Consider the following 17,806-nt stretch of genomic DNA (forward strand, 5'->3'; position numbering starts at 1 on the left):
TTATCTGAATTCACCAGCTAGATCAACTCCGTCAAATGTAGCCTTTGGATAATAATAAACAAACATAGGTAGGCCTGTGAATGAATCAGACTTATTTAAGGTAAGGAAATCCACTTTGCCAGACGATGTCTGGCTTACTGTATTGTTATAGATTTTACCTATTGCTCCAGTTTCAAAATTTACAATACCTACACAATCAATTTTAACTTCTGCTCGGATGTTTCTTTTTATGCCAGCTGTGTCCCATGCGTCCATATAGAAATTCCAACTATTTTTACCGAATCCGTTATCGTATTCTACATAACCAGTTAAAGCTAATGTTTTATTGTTACCTGTGAAAAATTTCTTTGATACCGAAAAGACTGATACGTCCCCTTTATTTTGAATATATGTTATATTATTGTTTAAAGCTGAGTTTTCTTTTAAATATTGTGTATCTTCGTCAGAAAATGGTTCGTTCACTTCATACTTATCTAGTATATTTTGTATTTTTAAGGCTGTATCTTCCTCACCTGTACTTGCGTGGGCTGAATTAGTAAAAAGAACGGAAATGGATATTGAAACCAAGAATAATGTCAATAACATACTGATCTTCTTCACTTTAAATACCTCCTAAAAATTATTATGAAAGGGGTTTCGACAATGCACATTGTGTGGAATAATATACTTATTCTCGTTGTTAGCCTTCTTATCTTAGCTGGACTAGTTTCTGGCACAATCTACTTTTTAATAAAAAATAGGTCTAAATAGTTCACCTCCTTATGACGACGCCACTTCCATATATTATATATTATTCAATAAATTATAATAAAACCCTCTTTTAAAATTAATAATATCTAATCTTTTTTAAGTTGATATATTTGTTGTTCGATCTCTCTACAATTATTAGACAGTTCCCCTATTCGAATAATATAAGTGAACTACAAAAAGTTAATTTCAAGTAAGCAAAAAGCGTACCGATAATCCACTGGTACGCTTTTTGCTTTTTCTTCTTGGTAAATTTTTATTTGCCAAGTAAAATTTCAGATTGACTGACTGTATAAGAGCTTCTTCTCTACTTACCTGCCCCGCGTTCAAAATACGCATGCAAACGATACAAACAAATCTCCTTCGTCCAATGATACAGCAGCGCCCGTTCCTCTGCATCCTCCACCTGCACATTCAGCGAGAACACACCATCCTCGAAACGGGTCATACTACCCTTCGCCCCGCTCCACATAGACATCGGCATATCAATAATCAATTTCTCAATCCGTGTTGCCGTCCTCTCGTTCCATTCCCAGAGCGCAAGCTTGTCCTTATCCGAAAAGTCTTTCCGTTTCCGGTATTCCTTCTCCGTCAGATACGTATGGAAAAATTCAGCCAGCTCCCCCGGCGTGATCGGGTCCATCCAGTGGACTTCGCCACGCTCCAACATGTATAGCAGCACGATCATCTTGTAGCTTTTGTTCATGACCGTCTTCTCCACATCACGCAGCCAAGCCTCATGCCGGACGTACATCTCCCCCTCATATGGGGTCAGCAGTTCTGCCCAATACAGAAAACCAACATAGGAACCGAATTCGCTCCGATACCCGACACTCTTCGAACGCCCCATCAGGTGCAGTTCCAGATACGTCGGAATACGTCCCAGTTCTCGTTTTACATCCAGAAAGTCCTGATGCAGCTTCTCGCGGCGCGGTAGCCGTTTGCGGCTCAGCTCCTGAAGCAGGTTCACTACCCGGGTCTCCAGATGAATCCCACAGTTAGCCGGAACCTCAGGCACAGCCGAATCCATCGTTTTTCCGTTGCGTTCCTCGTCTCCGCGCACGTCCAACAGGCTCAGCTTCACATCCGCATTGCGGTAATTCCCGATCAGGTCGATGATGACACAATGCGATTTGCCTTCCGCTAACCGCAGGCCACGACCTACCTGCTGGGTGAACACCGTAAGCGACTCCGTTGGACGCACAAAGAGCAGCGTGTCTACACGCGGAATATCCGTTCCTTCATTGAACAGATCCACCGTCAGCACAACCTCCAGCTCACCCGCATCAAGCTTTCGAATGGCTTCCTCCCGCGACATCTCCGATGTGCGCGAATGCAGACTGAGCACCTTCACCCCCTGACTGCGAAAATACGCAGCCAAATAATCCGCCTGCCGGATCGAGGAGCAAAATCCAATCGTTCTCGTCTGCTTGTGCCGCAGCCATGCCGCATAGATCGTCTCCACATGCTCCTCTTGCAACTGAACAGCCATGAGCTGTTCTTCATCATACTTTGTGCCGATCCAGCGAATCTGCGAATAATCCGTATCGTCGAATACCCCATAATATTGAAATGGCGCCAGCCACCCTCGCCGGATCGCCTCGATAAAGTGTATCTGGTACGCCACATTCCCATCACAGAGCGCATACACATCCTTGCCATCCAATCGATCCGGAGTCGCCGTGATGCCCAGCAAGAACTTCGGCTGGAAATGCTCAATCACCAACATGTACGTCTTCGCCGCCGCATGATGGAACTCATCCACCACGATCAGATCAAAGGCATCCACCGCAAACCCATCCCGGTGCTTCTGCATACTCAGCGTAAAGATCGAAGCATACACACAATCCGCGGTTCCATCCTTGTACTGTCCGTTATATATCCCATGACTGCGCTCGGGCATGATCCGCTGAAAAGATATCTTCGTCTGGAACAATATCTCTTCCCGATGCGCTACAAACAACACCCTCTTGAACCGCTGCGCGAAGAAGCCCGCCAGATATGTTTTACCAAGCCCGGTCGCCATGACGACCATTGCTTTGTCGTACTGCTCCTCCATCGTACCATGGAGTGCTTCAAGCGCATCCAATTGTGCAAAGCGCGGCTGGATCGGGGCAAGCGACAGCTCGGCGGTGGTTTCTTCCTCTTTGTCCTCAGGTAGACCTGTGCCAAATTCCGCTTCTTCCATCTCCGTGATCCGCTGGATCATCTCCGGGTTCTTCTGGTGATATTTGCGGTACTCTTCCTCATACAGTTCAATCGAATCCGGGTTCACCGGCAGCGTTGTCTCATGGTAGAAGCTCTGCATGAATTTGTCCAAAGCTGACTGAAACGTATACGGCTCCGCCTCCGCATTCATCGCGAGATTCCATTCATACCCCGTCTTCAGCGCCGTGAACGAAAAGTTCGACGAACCGACGATCAGCAGTCCTTCCCCGTTGTCATGATCGAACAGATACGCTTTCGGGTGAAAAGAAGTGCCCATACTTCGCCACAGCCGCGCTTCAATTCGTGGATCAACCTCACACAATGCCCGCAATCCTTCTGGCTGTGTTATGTACAGATAATCTCCTGCGAGCATCCGTACTTCTGCCCCACGCTCCGCCGCCCGTTTTAAGTGCGGGGCCAGCAGTCTCACCCCGGACTGCATAATAAAGGACGTCATAATATAAATCCCGGATGCATGCTGCATCCGGGCAATCAGTTCATCTGCCAAGTTATCTGTAATGAGTTTAACGTTAAGCTTCGTCGACATCGATCAGATACACCCGCTCCTGGAATCCGCCGCGCGCCTCGGCTTTGTCCGCCCGCAGCTTGTCCAACTGTGCCGCATTCGCCCCGTGCACCTCTGCCAGCGCCCGGATCACTTCCAGCATATCTGCCAGTTCTTCCAGCGCTTCCTGATCGTTTGCTGCACTTACGTACTCATCCGATTCTTCTTGCAGCTTCGTTCTTAGCTCTTGCTTATACTCCTCAGGGTCTAGAATGCGTGTGCGGCATTCCTTACCACTGGATGTGATAATATGCGGAATCTTGTCCCGCACCAATTTGTTGTATGTAGGCATGTGGTATAACATCCTTTCTGCTGTGAGAGCCTTCAAGCCTCGCGCCAGAATCTCCCTTTTTGCCATTATACCATTTGCTACCTTCTTGTGATTCACCACGAAGCCTTCTTTTTCTAAAGTGGTTCGCATACGTTTGTAACTGAAATAAGGACAATTCCATGATCCGCTCCCGGTCTGCTTGTTTCTCTCTGAGGGAAGAGTATTTCTCCTTCCATTTTTGGTAAATTCACACTAAGTTTAAGCGATTATAAACAACCAAAACACGGGAGTCCTAGAGCTTATTTCGTGAATGGCCTGGCAACAGGATTCGAAATCCCGCTTCCATCCCCACGCAAGTTCGGGTTGAATTTTTCTAAATAACTACCTGATCTTTCAGGCAGGCATTTTCTTATTTAGCATTACTACAACGCTTCTTCATCCAGAGTCCTTGGTAATCCACAAAACTCTCTCCGTTTTGACATTTTCGTAGCCATGTAATAATCTGGATGTCACTCTTAATTCCATATTATCCATGGCCCAATTGTATGCTCATACTTCTTCCATTCGCAGACGAACCGTTTCTTTCTTTGTTTCTTTAACTATATATCGATTATAAGTTTGACCTCTCTTCGCTGCATAGCAAATATCCCCTCTAGTTTATAGTGTTGAGATTATTCTAACATGATCTCTTTTTTCACTGTCCACCTTGAGGGGATAATACCAAAACATCTATTGAGCAGGCCTTTTCTTTTTTTTGAACAATTCTTAATTATGTTATTACCAAGGCTCACTGAGTTTGTTTAAAATGTCACGACGAGATAAAACTAATGCACATCTTTCCCACAAATGAGCCTCGGGATCAAGGGTTTCGCGATACTTCACAGCAAAAGCATCCTGAGCCTTTTTCCTTTCGTGCATGTATTCGTTCATTCGGCCCTTAAGCTCTTCTTCATCTTTAATCCAATCATCATCGATTGTGTCAGGTAGACTGCCGAATATGTCGTAGGTGTCACGCAGACGTTCGGATAAGACGTTGTAAATTTTCTCATCCTGAGTTTCGCTGTATACTAGATTGAGCATGTCTACAAACTTACGCGTCTGACCAAATCGTTTTATTCTACCCAATCTCTGCTCAAGCCGAGACGGATTCCAGGGGAGATCAATATTAATCAAAGTCCCTAAAGTTTGAAGATTTAACCCTTCGCAAGCAGCATCGGTTGCTACTACCAGCCGGATTTCACGAGTTTTAACAGCAGCCTTTATAACTTCTCGTTCGACACTATTAAATTGATCACCTCGGAACAATCCACTTTTCCCAACACCCGCATATACTGCTACTACTTCACCGTTGAAAGATTTGGCAAGCTCTTTGGCAATCCATTCAGCAGTATCATAGTATTGGCTAAAAATAATACAACCATGTTCAAGCCATGTCTTCCCATCAGTCTTAAACTCAGTTAAAAACCACTTTACTGTATTGAACTTGGAATCAACGGCTTCAGCACGTGATAGCTGTATCTTTATTTCTTTAAGACATTCGATTTCTGCTGGCGTCATTTCAGAAAGAATATGCTCTACATTTTCAGCTTGGTCCTCATCCTCATTTGAGATAGAATGCTTTAGCATCTTCTGTGCCGTCTTCAAACCGGACGAAAAACTTGAACAAATACGCTGTAGCATCAGAGATTTCATAAAACCACCTGTTTTTGTTCTTGACTGGAGAAGCATGCAAAATTCTTCTGCCTTTTCGTACGCAACCCGAAATGGTGTGTTTGTTGGAATTCCTAACCCCACAAAGCGAGACTGATATTGAGCAATATTTCGGGTTATTGGATGTGTATTAACACCTACCTTTTCCAGCATCCCATCCTCTTCAAGTTGCTTTCTCTTTCTTAAAACAGTATGACGCAATACGGGGTTATTTTCTTTAAAGAATCTGGAGTCCAGACACTCTGAAAGCCACATATTTTGAATCATATAATCCAAGTCTTCAAATCGGTGTGCGCATGAGAAAGTCTGGGATTCAATCAACAAATTATCACGGATGTGCTGGACAATATGATGTTCATTCCCCGGAGGCAATGGGTTACTTAACCACTGCCAAGCATCTCGCTCGGAAGAAACCTGAATTTTCCCAGTCACCAGTGGAATTGCTTTCTCGTGGTCTCTCCACGGCGATAATGAGTCACCCAGGACAAAATTTGCACCGCTATTCAGAATCCCCAATAGATCCCAAAGTTCACGTACATCAGTCTGGATTGGGGTCGCAGTACCTAATATCAAATGCCGAGTGCGCTTACCTATTTGTAACATGTAAGCAAGAAGATTATTCGGTTCAGCTGTATTATCACCAATCCCACCTCTAGCTCGTGCCTTATGGGCTTCATCCAGAATGACTGTTCCGAATCGATTTTTAAGGAGCATTCCTGCTTCTTTCACAAAGTCAGATCTTTCTCGTTGGTGCATAATTAAGCCAGTCGAAACGATAGCAATTCTATAGGGACACTTTTTAATAGCAGCTGGATCTCCACGTGGAGATAAAATCTGTCCTTCGACACCAATCCAGGCCTTCTTTTGTGAAGACCAGAGAGCCGTGGGGATCCCTAACTTATCCATCATTTCGATTTGCCATTGAATCGTTAATGTGGACGGAGCAAGAATGAGGACAGGGCCGTCTTCAAGAAGGACGCTCACCAGTGCGCTAGTTGCCATTGAGAGTGTTTTACCCACCCCCACTTCATCGGCCAGCAGCAGACGGGCTTTACTGTATATTTCTCGATGTTGCAAAAACATGCTTACAAAGGAGCGCTGCCATGGCTGCAGTTGTTCTCCTCCCCGATATATCGGAGCTTCAGCCATAGCAGCAGCTGGTACTTCAGTAGGTTTCAGTACTTCCACCGTAATTTCCCTACGGTTAGCCACGCGATTAATTTCTGCTAAGATAGCTTCCGGCAGAGGAACGCCTTCGTTCCACAAGGCCCAGAATTCTTCCTCTACCCAATCAGCACTTTCCTCATCATCATCTTGCCACACCAGTTCATAGTTATGGGCAAAGGCACTTTTCGACTCGTTAACAGAACCAATAAACGACTTACGGCTACCATCCGGATAGTGTATTGATCCCGCTTTCCCATGCAGAAACAGGCGTTCCCTCGGTACAACTCGGATCTCCACATTGCCTGCCTGTAATAGCTGATCCAGGATCTGATAGCGCTCCTTTTTTAGGAGCGCTTCAACTTCTACGTCCACTTCATTCCAGTGTTCTTTTAGGGCAATATTCCGACCTCTTGCTACCTGAAAGTCAGCCAGGTCCAGTTCGGAGTTACAGATAATTTTCACTTCTGGAATTTGAGCAATCTCCTCACCAACCAGCTCGAAAATTGAACTTCTAAAATAGCCTGCAATACGAAGATACTTATTTGCACCTTTTAGAGTTTCAGCCAAAAACTCTTTATCCAAACTTTCCATTCGAGATGAAAAACGTTTTATCGTCACAACCTATAACCTCTGGTTTCTTATAGCTTCAGCGAGTATACGTGCACAGCTTGCTTCCACGTTCGGACTGTAAGTTTTTGTGTTTTTAAGGCCTTCCCGCTTTTCTGCCAGATAACTCGCTATTTTGGAAAGTAAGGATTTATTAGGTAAGTAGTTAGGACAGTTTTCCATAAGGTGCAACAATACATCATCTACTTCCACTTCTTTCGAAAGTTCAAAGAGAGCGTACAATAAGGCTCTTAGCGGTGTTTTCGCAAATTCAGCATCTCCAGACATCAATGAACTTTTGAGCTCAGTCGATAGCTTCAGGCGTGCAGAATTAGCTTTTGAACTGTCGCTCATCAACTGGTCGAAGTGATGGACTTTGAAAGCTTTGGCAAAGTTCTGATAGTTATCCAAAGTTTTGGCACCTTGATGCTCTAAATCAACCATCTTTAGATAAAAACGCTCTACAGCCTGCAATTTCTGCCATTCTCCTTTTTCAAATCCCACCGGGACTAAGAACTGAACCGCAGTCTGAACAGCAAATTCGATTAGTTCATCAACAAAGGTTCTTTTTCCTTTTTGGCGAGGGGCCTCAGCCTCAGTTACCATATCCTTGCCATCGATACGAGAGTAAGCAGTAAGAACTTTCAGAGCAGCGGCATATCCAGCCATCTGTAAGTCAGCATCTGTATACAGCCCTTCCGAGCCTTGAGCTCTCACCTCTTTATCCAATCCAATCAATGATTCTACCTGCTCTTTAACAGCGTCCTCAATTTCCCAGCCAAGATCATCACGGAAAGTTTCCAGTTCATTTTGGCGTTTTCGAAGAATTAGAATTATAGTTCCTTTGACATTGGCACCCTGACGCAAAGCAGAATCAGTTTCCGTTACCACATACCAAGCAGCAGTAACTTGTAATCCACTCGCCCAAATAATGTTTGCCATGTCTGCCCAGATAGCCCCACTTTGATGTGTAAACATTAATACTTGAATACCATTGTTTGGCATCATTTGAGTCATCTTGCTGTAAGCCGCAACCATTCCTTGGCGAAAGCCCTCATCCTCTCCTTTAATAGCCAAGGATCTCCGGCTATCCCAATTCCAATGTGCAAAATCCGCTGGAGGATTTTTGCTTAGCCAAGCAATAAAAAATTCAGTGATCTCTTCATATTTGACAGCATCGCCGTAAGGGGGGTCAGTAACATAAATATCATTTTCAATCTCGATTTCATGGGCAGGATGTGAATTAACGATTGGTGATTCATTGGTTAATGGATAAGACTTCAAATCAACGTGCCATTCAAGATCTGAACTAGAACGAGTCCCATAGTTATACATAGTATTTAGAGCTTGGTTTGTAAAAACCTGCTTTGCATTGTTACTTGCACCGCCTACTTGTTTACCTTCTTTATTTACTCTCGCTGGGGTAGTTTCCCATGCACACAGTTTAGCTAAATAATTTGAGTATTTTGTCATTAAGAATGCCGTAAGTGGTGTTTTCTTTTTGTTTATTTCCCCAAGCAATAGCAACTGTCTAGGGTTAAACAAATGGTGCCAATGAGTCCAACCACGAGTTCTAATTGGCTCGTCAGTTTTATTCCCAGCTTCAATTACCGTGTCAGGTATGTAGCCCTTTTCTTGCCACTCTTTGAGATGAGTTCCAACATAGTCGATTACTTTTTTCTCTCGATCCATATCTTCATCTGTGACCGAACGAAATTCATAGTCGTATTTCATTCCTGTTGGCTTCTTTTTCATCCATTGAATACAGTAAAGTCGTTCTTGAAAAATATCATCCCGATGTGGTATATAATCGTCTTTCTTCCAAAGACGAAGCCGATTTTTATTTTCTTTACCGTCTTTGTAATCTCCTCGGATAGTTTTGATACTCACTCGATATTGAGTAATTCCATCCGGTGAATGAACAAGATCTCCATTTTGAACTGTTCCTTTTTCAGCAGCTTCAACTTCATCATAAGAATCCACATAGCGAATTTTTACATCGTAACGTTTTTCTGTATGAATTGGTGTTAGTTCGGCGATCACTCGGTATCCCTTACTTATGATTAGACTCGGAATAAGCGGGACTTTCCAGCCAGACTGCGGACAAACTACCTCAACACAGTAAAGATAAACCTTGGCTCTCCAGCCTTTCCCATCTGTCTCAACGCCCAGCTTATCAATCTCTTTCTGGACCTGTTCTGCTAGTTTTATCTGCGCTTTTTCTATTTCGACCCGCTTTTCTTTGGGAGCACCAACGATATTAAAACTCCCCCAAGTCAACATGCAGGCAATGGGATTTAGATCTGAGGCATAGACATCACACCCCAATCGGGCCGCTTCAAAAGGTATCTGTCCAGACCCTGAGAAAACATCAGCGACCCGTGGACGTCTTCCAAATCGAGCAACCCCCATCTCTTCTATAAGCTCAGGAAAGGAGGTAGCTGAAGTGCCGAGGTGATTGTTTACTCTTAACCAGATGTGACTAAATAGTGTGTCTCCTACCTCTTCCGGACGTTTAGCCATTCTAACCTGATCGTTAAACGGCAGGATCAGATATTCTCCAATAGTATCCTGTTTCAAAACAGGCAGAGTTGCTCTAATACGTTTTTGCATAGATACAGAATCCATCCCCATCAACATTTCAAAAATATCCAGATCTTTGAGACGGTCCTCTGTTGCTGGAAGTAATGCACCAAGAATACATGCCTTATTAAGAACAAGCGGCTTCCTACCCTTCCAGTAACTACCAAGACCTGTGAGTGTTTTACCAGATCCTGCCATCTGCTCTTTGTAGCTTTCAGCTGATATTCTCTGAACCGGGAAAAGATGTTCAATTAATGCAGGTTTATTTCTCCATTCAAATGGTACTAATGCCATCAGATATCTACCTCGTCTTCTATAATTCAAAAAGGGTTAGGGTCTCTTCTTCTTCAACCTTTTGTTTTTTGTTTTTTTGTTTTATTTTGTTTTCCAATTTGATGTTAGTACCGTCAGACAATGCGCAGTAGATTGCTTTACGCCAACCTCGATTAGACTGATTATCCAGCCCAGCTTCTGAAGCAGTTTTGCTGTATAACCACCAACGTTCCTCTGGACGCAATGCAAGCCATTTTTGACAAATTACAAGACACTCGTCAGGTGTTGAGGCATGCTCAGCTGCCCACCCAAGGACACACAACTCTCGACCCAAAAAACGGTCTAGCTTGACTTTTCCAATTCTCCAGCTGCCTGTACTTTGCTTTTCGCTTTTTAACCGTGCATTAAAATCACGTCTGGCATCATCCCGGATTTTGGTCCAAAGCTCACGAGCCAGAAATAGTCTACATTCAACCGTTTCACGACGAGATTCATCTCCATCAAAGCCAAAATCCTCATATATACAGATAGCATCCCGTGGGGCAGCGGGAATTTCTACGTAGAAATGGTGCATACCGAATTCTGTTGGCGCTCCAAAATCTGTAGTTCCATTCATTTTTGCTCTACCTCTCCATTGCCTATTTCAAAACCGAGACTCTTGGCGAATTGTTCCAAATCGTAACCGGTCGGTGTGTAGGCTTTTTTAAATGTCATAACTACAGGAACATCCGGGTTAAGAAGGGTTTGAAGATGTGTCAGTTCCCTTTCGATGAACTCTGCACTCATCCTAATTTCACCAAGCGAAAGATGAATAGCTTTTGGTGCAGAGCCCACCATCAGTATTACTTGCTCAAATTCGATGTTTTTCTCCTTTGCTATTTTAAGACCCTCATGGGTTTTCGAGGAGCTATCCAAGCGCTTTGGAGACTGGCTATATAAAATAGCAGGCACATCCTTAATAATAGGAACTTCCTTTGAACCTGATTTAGCGAATGTAAAGTTTCGCTTTTCCTCGAGTCCCTCGCACTCGGCAAAGACACAAACTGTTGTATCGTTATCTCCCAATTGAATAGACCCCGTATAATTAATTCCGTTTCGAGGTTCTGAGCCGTCCAAGGTATACTTAATAGAACCTTTTGGTGCTACAAACAGTTCTAATGTTCGGGAAATGTCATCAAATCGGTTTCGTAGTGTCAGACGATTCTCCCATGTTTTCGGAGTACCAGTCAGGTTTTTCCCAGTAGGATCCACAGCAAGAAACTGAACTCTTAGTGCTTTGGTTGCCAATGTATTATCGCTTAGTACTGGACTGTTTTCAGAAACATCACTGTCCTCTGCATAATAAATCCGAGGACTGTTGCCTGCATTCACTACATCAATCTTCAAACGGACTGTGCCAGAGTCATCAGGGGAAGAATCTTCACTGATTATGACCTCTGTTGTTTTAGGCTTCGGTTTTTTAGTGATGTAGCCATTACCCAAGTCTTCCCATACACCACGTTGATATGCTTCTATAGCCAATTCATCAAATCCACGGTTTGGAAGCCAGGGCATCTGAGTCTGTTGCTTCATTTTGTCCAACAAGTCAGTTTTGCGTGACTCATCCTGTGCCCCAAAAAGTAAAGACTCCGCTCTAGTGCGAAGAGCATCAAAGTTTTCATTGATCTGGGTATACAATTTGATAGGATCGGAAGTCAGTGTTTTTATAACCTGCGTTTCACCATTGTAGGATTCATTCGACGGATAGGTACTATCTAGTGCTTTCGGCCGAAGTACGTCTTCTCCACGATTGTTTCCTGGGAAGAGAAGTTTGTCAAAAACTGAAAGAACTGTAGTTTGGAAATCTTGTTCATATTGAGCTTTTTTTTCATCCAATTCTTTTCTTTGTGGATGTGAACTGGGAATCTCATTATCTGTTTTTGTTACTGCGTAAACATGGCGGGCAGCTTTTTCAACGCTGGCAATTGATGACTTATCTCCAGTTAATACTAGTATATTATTTTTATTAACTAGTCCCTTGAAAAAGTTAGAAACAACACCTGGAGGGTTCTTACCATCTGGACTGATAATTAAAAGGACACGTCCCAATTTAAGAACAGCCTCTGCTTCATCCATCTCTGGCAGAGGTAACACCTTTTCATATGCTTCTTTGGTTGACGGTTTATACATCTCTTCAAGGCGATGACGTATCATATCATCAACCTTATTTTGCGGAGCTTTGTCCGCATACCCCTGTAGTTTCTTCGTTAAATTTTCCTGATAACTGAAATAGTTTCTTCCTTCCTGGGTTTGATGTAAGTACCAAGCAGATTTTTGAAGTTCACTAAATGCAGTTCGGTAGTCACTTCCTTTGTGGTTAGGATCGATCAAGCATTCAATCATTTCACTCTCAGTAAGCCCTTTAACAGAATTGACGGCAGTTGAAAGGCTAGCCGTAAGCAAAAGAGTTCCAACCTGTTTTGCATAATGATACCCGCTGTTAATGTCAATAATTTGCGCATGTGCGCTATCGGTGGAATCCCAAAGGTCTCTAGCAATTACGTCACGCATATCAGAGATATCTGCCAGTTTTTCACGAACATCATGGATGGAAAGATCAAAATGCTGAGCGCCAATTAAATACACGTCTTCGCTACTTTCCCAGACAGATTTCAAAAGACGTGAAACCAATTCCATCAAACCACGAGTTTGTTTGAACTTTTCGTTTTCTTTAAAAAGGGCAATAATACTTTTAAAGCTTGGATGAAAAGGATAAGTTGATTCAATATCGTTGGCCAGTGCCTCAGCACTTCTTTCAACCGTTCTTGCCTTTGCTGCTTCTGCCAGTCTAGATGCATATACTGAGGAAATTTCTGCTATTTCACTTTTATTAGGCAAGGAAAGAAAGAGACGTTTGCGAAGAATTGCATAGATTTCATTCGACTCTAGATTAACCGGAGTAACCGAAACTTCTGCACGCCCCAACTCTTGTGTAGCATCATCAAGAGCACGTTGGATTAACTTCCCACCCGTATCATAAGCTGCCTCCAGGTCGGATACGACAATACAGACATTTTTCTTTTTTTGCGCTGCCGTCAACATATTGGAAAATGCTCTTGTAACCACATCGGCTATCGTTCCATGCCCTAAAGCCTGAGTACTGTAGTAGTGAAAATATGGAGGAATTTCATCTAACAGAATAAGAATAGGTTCTTCACCGTCAAACAGATTCACCCATGACTGTTCATCCGGAGCCTTAGCACCGGATTCCCAATATTCCTTGAAAAGACTTTCTTTGCCTAACTGCCGAGCAATTTCCCCCCAGAAATAAGTATGAGGATTGTTCCGTCCATTAAAAGCTGCTATCTTTGCCGAATCAAAATCTGACTGATATGGCATTGATCCTATTTGTGTCTCTCTAAGGACTGAATCTTTTGCTAGGAGTCCAAATCCAACCATCAAGTGTGTTTTACCACCACCCATGGCTTGTTTAAGATGGAACACGGTATCGTTTGACTTTCCTGCAAGACGTGCCATACCTTTGGAAAGAAGAGTCCTCATTCCATCTGTTATGAATGTTTTCTTAAAAAAATCTTGTCCATTGGTGTCATGAATGATCTGATCTAGTCGCTCAATTTGATCACCAACATTTATATCTAGCGCATTGGGCTGTAGTTGACATGCTGATTTGATTGTTCTCATGTTTAAGCTCCTTTTATTTAATCTTAGCCTATCTTGTACATCCGTATTTTTAGAGGCTTTGGTATTCTCTTTATCAAAAACTGTTCCTACGTTCAGCTTTTACCTTCAACTACTAATAGTGATATATTGATTCTTACAAACTAAATGGAAACCTAAGCTTCACAGATAGAACAGTATCCACCGTTTCACTATTTCATTCCCATTGAAATAATCTGAATACACCTTCTTTACTTCTTATGTAGCAAGTCTCAATACACTATAATTTGCTTATAAAGTATAAATCAATTATAACTTGCTACTTTCAGTTAACCTACCGTTATTTTTTGTATCCCCACCATAATAACTTCATCATTGCCTCATTGCTTTTTATAGATTGGATCTCTCTATATACTTCTTTTTATAAGTATCATACGCAACATAACCAAATTTTTTTACGTTCTTCCTCCATTGTGGTTCCCGAACCTATATACATACTCCACTTAGCACCATTAGAGTCAATTTTCTTATTACTTAGCAAGGCAGTACTTGGTCACCCATTGAAACACTGTATTGCCAATCCCATCACTCTCGACCATTCCAAGTGATATTCTATTTCCCCAGACTATGTCCCTCGTCCAGTATCGATCATCTTGCCCAAAGTCACATTATAGAAAAAACTGACCACCTTGCCAAACTTAAAATTAATGTTCCTCCTCTGTATACCCCATTCCAGTTACGGTTTCTCCGTGGATTTATACAGCAAGCCTACATCAAAGGTCATCTATTGTCCTGAAATTCTTCGCTACAAAGGTATACTCATTCATCATTTTATTAAAAATAAGGAAGGAAGAGAAAAATTCTTTCACCTGCTAAAATTAAAAATGAAACGTCCCTCGTTAAACTCGACTAATTCTACTAAAATAGTTAGTATAATTCCCCATCACTTTACCAAAGCTCGATTTTTCATGATTAGACTAATAAAACATTTTACACTTATAAATCAGGCTGCACCTCGGTTCGGTGCAGCCCAGTCTTCACTGCCAACCTAACCTTAGTATATATTAACAAGTTAGACTAAGGTTAAATTTCTCATAGGTATTCGGTCATTAGCCTCCCTAAGCAGCTATTTGCGCAATACTGCACTCACTACCATACCCAACGAAAGCTGTCAGTTGATTCATTATAAATCAGCCCTAATCAATTAAGCTCAAACATAGTTTGATTAATCAATTATTCTCATTCTTATCATCTATTAGGAGTAAATTAGCTAACGCCACATGTCCAATGTACCAAGAACCAAGGAATTTACTTACTATGATTAATTAGTTTACTGAGTTCAGCTAATTGTTTTAGGATTCTCTAATCACAATAGTTTCTCTATATCTCTTTAAACACCGCCATAAAAACGACTCTATAATTGTAGGTTCCCAAACAAATAGCAAAATCTTCATTCAAATCTTATCAGGATGCTTCTTCCATCTACGTAATCCTCTGTACCATCTCGCGATTCTTCTGGTGATACTTCCGATACCCCCTTCATACCACGCAATCGAATTCGGGTTGACCGGCAATGTTGTCGCAAGGTAGAAGCTCTGCAGAACTTGTTTTACCAACTGGAACGTGTACAGCTCCGCCTCTGCATTCATCACGAGATTCCATTTGTACCCTCTTCAGCACCGTTAACGAAAAGTTCGACGAACCGACGATCAGCAGTCCTAATCTGTAGAAAGCGAATAGGTAATAGGATCAATGTGATTGTGTTGGGTCATTCATCAATCTTGCAGATAACTCATCCAATATGGCTTCTGTTCGTTGAAAAAGCTTTTCAATGTTGTTCAGCTCTATTGGCTGGTCATACGGGTAATCTGCTAGGGAAGAAATATGTTGTATCGTGCCGATGAACAAAGCGATATCCAATCCGGGTTCAGTGTCCGTGTGCACTAAAGGCAAGATTACGTTCATAGTGAGTTCCTTGGGTGGATGTACTGAGTGATACTTATGGATATATAGCGCCTTGATCATGGAGGCTAAAGCCCAATCACAGAGGATGAGGCAGGCTTTGAACTGATTGTGATTACGCATGATGGCGGCAAGTTTGAGATGATACTTAGCATGTTGGTGATAGTCCATGATTGTAGTATGTAGCCTGCGGTAAGCAGGAGTTTGTTTGGATCTAGGTTGTGTGGAGATATCATGGTCTTGCATACGTGGGGTAAAATCTACTTGGTGATTACAATGTGCTTCGGTTATGGACCAATTTCTTGCCATTGTCATCCCTCCAAAGAGTTAATACCAGTATTATACAATAAAATGATACTTATAGTAATCAAATAAATTATTTGTATTCTTCGTTTGGTGTTTACCTTGAGAAAACTTGTCTACACTTTTGAACATAGAGAGGTGAATACCATGAACGAAGATAGAGAAGTTTTGAAGCTGGTCGGAGCCAGAATTCGCGCATTACGCAAAGAAAGAGGGTATTCACAGGAGGCCCTCGGAGAAAAAGGTGGATTTCATTTTTCATACATAGGACAGATCGAACGTGGAGAAAAGAATGTTTCTTTGGTGAACTTGGCAAAGATCGCTGAGTCACTGGAGGTTAATTTGATTCAATTATTTGCTTATACAGAAGAAGAGTTTGAGGTAACTGAGGATGAGAAACAAATCAAGGAAATTATACAACTGCTAAGAGATTCTTCTCCTGATAATATTCGAGTAGCCAAAAATGTTATTAAAGGAATATTGATGTGAAAACACAAACCCTACCCGTCCAATTATGGATTGGTAGGGTTTCTCTCTACTTTGCACAGTCCATGGTACACATCAATTTGAATTTGCTCTGCTACATAAATAATTCATCAATTCTTGATCCCGACAGTAAACATAACAACCTTTCATACCCCGAGACATCAAAATTATATATATATTTTTGTTGTACTCAATTAATATCCCACAGTCATCTGCTACCTTCGAATTACGGATAATTTTCTCCATAAATTGCATAGAGTTGTTCCAGGCTCGTACTTCCCCTTGATTAGGTTTTTTCCCCATACCTTTAATAAATGCTTCTTCAATCTGAACTGTAATTTGGTTATTATCAACTGATTCCCGGAAAGCTAATGCGTTACTGCTGTAGATGATCATGGTGTCACCGCCTAAATAAATTATATTAGTTCTTCAGTGTCACTTTAAATATAGTACTCTATTGAGTCTTCTTTGTTTTTTAGTATTCTTAAAAGATGTATTTTCTCAGAAAGTATCTTTGAACGTTCTTCTGTACGAAAGATTGTTGCATCATGTATATACTCACTATTCCCAAGTAAAAAATGCTCTTTATCAATAAGATGATAAATAAACCATTTCATGTCTTCATATTCTTGATCCAAAACGTAAAAACACTCATACTCGTACTTACTAAATTTTTCACGGAGTTGAGAGAATGTCATTATTATCAGTAATACAAACATTGAACTCGTAAATAATAATGAAAATAGAGTTAAAGTTAAATTAACTAATAATACTTCTGGTTTGTCTAAAGTAAGCTCTAAACTACCTTCTGCTATACTATTGGCAAGAAAACTTGGAAGCACAGAAAAAAAACATAATATTTGTACCATAAGTATGATTAATGAAAGTTTGAAATAACTCAATCTAGAAAACCTTTTATCAAGAATGCTATTTTTTGTTAGGCTAATATATACAATAATAAAATATAGACAAGTTCCAATGATTGAGATAACGAGTGTAACATATTCGTTCATACCAAGATTAAAGTACAACAGTGTAAGGAAAACAGAAACAATGAAGCCTAGTATCACATATACAATGTAATTAGATATTTTTATCAAAGTCCTCTTTTCTTTTGATGAAATTAACCTTTCGATCTTGGATGAAGTTAACGAAGTTATTACCTGATTTTTCTTAAAAAAAGTCCACATAAAGCTAAGAATAGCAACAATCCCTCCTAATCCGCCTAATTTAGATAAAAATTGTCCATCCAAAATTCTATCCCACAT

General features: G+C 41.6%; 11 protein-coding genes. 1 reads left to right on the forward strand and 10 read right to left on the reverse strand.

What is annotated here, in order from left to right; all coding sequences use genetic code 11:
• The 8 genes from QF049_RS18575 to QF049_RS18610 all read right to left on the reverse strand — a co-directional run bounded on the left by QF049_RS18575 (position 1) and on the right by QF049_RS18610 (position 16,058).
• Positions 1–600: a hypothetical protein gene (locus QF049_RS18575; protein ID WP_307539568.1), complete on the reverse strand. Its 600-nt coding sequence runs from the start codon at positions 598–600 to the stop codon at positions 1–3.
• Positions 601–1,054: 454 nt separating this feature from the next.
• On the reverse strand, positions 1,055–3,502 hold the full coding sequence (locus QF049_RS18580) for a DEAD/DEAH box helicase family protein (RefSeq protein ID WP_307539570.1): 2,448 nt from the start codon (positions 3,500–3,502) through the stop codon (positions 1,055–1,057).
• On the reverse strand, positions 3,486–3,812 hold the full coding sequence (locus QF049_RS18585) for a nucleoside triphosphate pyrophosphohydrolase (RefSeq protein ID WP_307539573.1): 327 nt from the start codon (positions 3,810–3,812) through the stop codon (positions 3,486–3,488). The genes QF049_RS18580 and QF049_RS18585 overlap by 17 nt, the downstream gene beginning before the upstream one ends.
• Positions 3,813–4,568: 756 nt before the next feature.
• A complete protein-coding gene (locus QF049_RS18590; RefSeq protein ID WP_373428268.1) occupies positions 4,569–7,286 on the reverse strand; it encodes a phospholipase D-like domain-containing anti-phage protein in 2,718 nt (905 codons plus the stop codon).
• A 3-nt stretch (positions 7,287–7,289) separates the two neighbouring features.
• The gene (locus QF049_RS18595; RefSeq protein WP_307539577.1) at positions 7,290–10,151 is read right to left on the reverse strand and encodes an anti-phage-associated DUF1156 domain-containing protein; all 2,862 of its coding nucleotides are present in this window, start codon (positions 10,149–10,151) and stop codon (positions 7,290–7,292) included.
• 19 nt (positions 10,152–10,170) lie between these two features.
• Positions 10,171–10,746, reverse strand: a complete 576-nt coding sequence (locus tag QF049_RS18600) for an anti-phage-associated DUF3780 domain-containing protein (protein WP_307539580.1) — start codon at positions 10,744–10,746, stop codon at positions 10,171–10,173.
• A complete protein-coding gene (locus QF049_RS18605) occupies positions 10,743–13,811 on the reverse strand; it encodes an anti-phage-associated DUF499 domain-containing protein (RefSeq protein ID WP_307539582.1) in 3,069 nt (1,022 codons plus the stop codon). Before QF049_RS18605 ends, QF049_RS18600 begins: the two co-directional genes overlap by 4 nt.
• Positions 13,812–15,536: 1,725 nt before the next feature.
• Positions 15,537–16,058 (reverse strand): HEPN domain-containing protein, encoded by a 522-nt coding sequence (locus QF049_RS18610; RefSeq protein WP_307539584.1) that lies wholly within the window; start codon positions 16,056–16,058, stop codon positions 15,537–15,539.
• Between the two features lie 141 nt (positions 16,059–16,199).
• Here QF049_RS18610 and QF049_RS18615 point away from each other — a divergent pair, with 141 nt between their 5' ends.
• Positions 16,200–16,541 carry a helix-turn-helix domain-containing protein gene (locus QF049_RS18615; protein WP_307539587.1) on the forward strand — a complete coding sequence of 114 codons (342 nt, stop codon included), beginning with the start codon at positions 16,200–16,202 and terminating at the stop codon, positions 16,539–16,541.
• 72 nt (positions 16,542–16,613) lie between these two features.
• On the opposite strand, the gene QF049_RS18620 is transcribed toward QF049_RS18615, so the two are convergent.
• Positions 16,614–16,934 (reverse strand): DNA/RNA helicase domain-containing protein, encoded by a 321-nt coding sequence (locus tag QF049_RS18620; protein ID WP_307539590.1) that lies wholly within the window; start codon positions 16,932–16,934, stop codon positions 16,614–16,616.
• A gap of 44 nt (positions 16,935–16,978) precedes the next feature.
• Positions 16,979–17,806 carry a hypothetical protein gene (locus tag QF049_RS18625; protein ID WP_307539592.1) on the reverse strand — a complete coding sequence of 276 codons (828 nt, stop codon included), beginning with the start codon at positions 17,804–17,806 and terminating at the stop codon, positions 16,979–16,981.

Source organism: Paenibacillus sp. W4I10 (genome assembly GCF_030816325.1).
In the GTDB taxonomy this organism is placed as follows: Bacteria; Bacillota; Bacilli; order Paenibacillales; family Paenibacillaceae; genus Paenibacillus; species Paenibacillus amylolyticus_B.